1 protein-coding gene is annotated in these 3,394 nt (G+C 72.4%); it reads left to right on the top strand.

Going from position 1 to position 3,394, the window contains the following annotated elements:
- Nucleotides 1–152 precede the first annotated feature (152 nt).
- Nucleotides 153–3,221: an NPCBM/NEW2 domain-containing protein gene (locus ACFW9D_RS38200; RefSeq protein ID WP_384630070.1), complete on the top strand. Its 3,069-nt coding sequence runs from the start codon at nucleotides 153–155 to the stop codon at nucleotides 3,219–3,221.
- Nucleotides 3,222–3,394 lie beyond the last annotated feature (173 nt).

Below are 3,394 nucleotides of genomic sequence, written 5' to 3'. Positions count from 1 at the left end.
GTTCTCGGTGAACAGCCCCTCCGGCTGGAGGTGGTGCGGTCAGGGGGATCCGCCCCGGACCCCGCTCCTCAAGCGCCGGAGGGGCTGTTTTTTGTGGCTGATCTCCGGCCCACCCTCTAGGCGCGTGCGCGTTTCTGCGCTAAACAACCGCCATGCGATCACTATTGAGCACGCACCTCGGTAGACGGCTCAGATCCGTCGTGGCCGTCGCCACCCTCGGCGTCGCCGCCACCTTCGCCGGGCCGGGCCTCGCCCAGGCCGAGGACACCGCCGGCACCGTCGGCGACGTCACCGGGTTCCACGCCGACGGCCCGGAGTACACGCTCGACGCCGGTGAGGCGAAGGCCCGCGTCAGCTTCGTGTCCGACGAGACCTTCCGGATCGAGCTCGCCCCCGACGGCACCTTCACCGACCCGGCCGGCGACGACATCGTGGTCCCGCAGGGCGCCCCGCCGCAGACCCGCTGGAACGACCAGGGCGACCGCTACGAGCTCAGCAGCGCCAAGGTCACCCTGCGCGCCTACAAGTCCCCGCTGCGCTTCGCCCTGTTCCGCAACGACGGCACCGAACTCTGGTCCGAGAGCGCCCCGTTGAAGTGGACCGCCGACACCACCACGCAGACCCTGGAGCGCGGCGCCGACGAGCAGTTCTACGGCGTCGGCATGCAGAACGGCCGGGGCAACACCTCGCTGCGCGGGCAGACCGCCAAGGCCGAGGTGAACTACAACTGGAACGACGGGGGCCACCCCAACTCCGTCCCGTTCTACCTCTCCTCCGCCGGCTACGGCGTCTTCCGCAACACCTTCGCGCCGAACACGTACACCTTCGACGCGCCTGTCACGGCCGCCGCGAAGGAACACCGCTTCGACGCCTACTACTTCGCGGGCAGCGGCAAGGACAGCGCCAAGGACGTCATCGGGCAGTACACGAAGCTCACCGGCAAGCCGTTCCTGCCGCCGGTCTACGGCCTGGAGATCGGCGACGCCGACTGCTACCTGCACAACGCCAACCGCGGCGAGCGGCACACCCTCGACGCCCTGAAGATCTCCGACCAGTACGTCGCGAACGACATGCCGCTCGGCTGGATGCTCGTCAACGACGGCTACGGCTGCGGCTACGAGAACCTCGCCGAGACGGCCAAGGGCCTCCAGAAGAACAAGACCCAGCTCGGCCTGTGGACCGAGGACGGCATCGACAAGATCGCCGACCAGGTGAAGGCCGGCCAGCGCGTCGCCAAGCTCGACGTCGCCTGGGTCGGAGCCGGCTACAAGTTCGCCCTCGACGGCTGCAAGGACGCCTACCAGGGCATCGAGGACAACTCCGACGCCCGCGGCTTCACCTGGGCCCCCGAGAGCTGGTCCGGCGCCCAGCGCTGCGGCGTCCAGTGGTCCGGCGACCAGTCGGGATCCTGGGACTACATCCGCTGGCAGATCCCCACCTACGCGGGCGCGACCATGTCCGGACTCGCCTACACGACCGGTGACGTCGACGGCATCTTCGGCGGCAGCCCCAAGACGTACGTACGCGACCTCCAGTGGAAGTCCCTGCTGCCCGTCACCATGACGATGGACGGCTGGGCCGCCGCCGACAAGCAGCCCTTCCGCCAGGGCGCGCCGTACACGGCGATCAACCGGAAGTACCTGAAGCTCCACGAGTCGCTGCTGCCGTACCTGTACTCGTACGCGCACGAGGCGACGGAGACCGGGGTCGGCGCCGTGCGGCCGCTCGCGCTCGAGTACCCGGACGACCCGAAGGCCGCGACCGCCGCCGCCAAGTACGAGTTCCTCACCGGCGAGAACCTCCTCGTCGCGCCCGTCTACAAGGACAGCACGGTCCGCGACGGCATCTACCTGCCCGAGGGCACGTGGACCGACTACTGGACCGGGCGCGTGTACCAGGGCCCGACCACGATCGACGGCTACAGCGCGCCCCTGGACACGCTCCCGATGTTCGTCAAGGGCGGCGCCGCCGTCCCGATGTGGCCCGGCATCCGCTCCTACGCCGACCGCACCGCCGACTCGCCGCTCGCCTGGGACGTCTACCCGCAGGGCTCCTCGTCCTTCGACCTGTACGAGGACGACGGCGTGACCCGGGCCCACCGCGACGGCGCCTTCGCCACGCAGCGCGCCGAGGTCGACGCCCCGAAGTCCGGCGCCGGTGACGTGCGCGTGCGGATCGGGGCGAGCAAGGGCTCCTTCGAGGGCAAGCAGAGCGCCCGCCCCTACGCGTTCACCGTGCACACCGGGGACGCCCCGCGCCAGGTCGCGCTCGACGGGCAGCCGCTGCGCGCCTACACGGACGCGGCGGCCTACGAGAAGGCCGCCAGCGGCTGGTTCTACGACCGTGACGACCGCGGCGGCGTCGTGCGCGTCAAGACCGGCAAGCTGTCCACCTCCCGCGCCTTCACGCTCGACCTGAAGGACACCGCGGCCGTCGGCGGGGCCGTGCCCGGCGCCGACGCCGCCGTCACCGCCCCCCCCGGGCAGGAACTCGGCGCGGGCGCCGACGGCAAGGTCGCCGTCGACGTCACCGCCGGCACCCGCGACGCCACCGCCGTCTCCGTCGCGCTGACCGCCCCCGACGGCTGGCGCGCCGGCGACGCCGTCACCGTCGACCGGATCGCGGCGGGCACCACCCGCCGCGTCGAGGTCCCGCTCACCCCGGCCGCCGACGCGAAGGCGGGGGAGCAGGCCCTCACCGCGACGGCCCGCTACGACGCGGCCGGCCAGGGGCGCACCGCACAGGGCCGCTTCGCGGTGTCCGTCATGCCGAAGCCGCCCGCCGGGGACACCTGGGCGAGCGACATGGAGTGGCTGACGTCGGCCAACGGCTACGGACCCGCCGAACGCGACCGCAGCAACGGCGAGTCCGGCGCCACCGACGGCCACACCCTCACCCTCGCGGGCAAGACCTACACCAAGGGCATCGGCGTGCACGCCGACTCCGACATCGAGGTCTACCTCGGCGGGCAGTGCGCGAAGCTGACCGCCCACGTCGGGATCGACGACGAGATCAACGGGTACGGGGAGGTCGCCTTCTCCGTCGAGGCCGACGGCAAGGTGCTGTGGACCTCGCCCAAGGTCACCGGCGCCTCGGCCACCGTGCCGGTGGACGTCGACGTCAGCGGGGCCCGGCACCTGCACCTCAAGGTGACGGACACCAACGGCTCGAAGACCGGGGACCACGGGGACTGGGCCGCCGCCAAGTTCTCCTGCGGATAAGGAAGTTGCCCCAGGAACGACAGTGGGGCCGGGCGGCACACATGCCGCCCCGGCCCACCCCGCCCGCGGCAGGCCGCCGGGTGCTCGGCCGGCGGGCGCGGGGGCGTGGGCGGGGGGGTGCGGGGGCCCGGGGGCGGGGGCGGGGGGCGGCGCCCCGCCCCCGGGGCGGCGCC

Origin of the sequence: Streptomyces sp. NPDC059524, assembly GCF_042749255.1 — a bacterium.
Taxonomy (GTDB): domain Bacteria; phylum Actinomycetota; class Actinomycetes; order Streptomycetales; family Streptomycetaceae; genus Streptomyces; species Streptomyces xanthii.
Note: the sequence above shows the minus strand (reverse complement) of the source record. Positions and strands in the feature narration are given on the sequence as shown.

Excerpts from the sequence above, each read along its gene's own strand:
- ACFW9D_RS38200 (WP_384630070.1), top strand. The coding sequence starts at position 153 with ATGCGATCACTATTGAGCACGCACCTCGGTAGACGGCTCAGATCCGTC.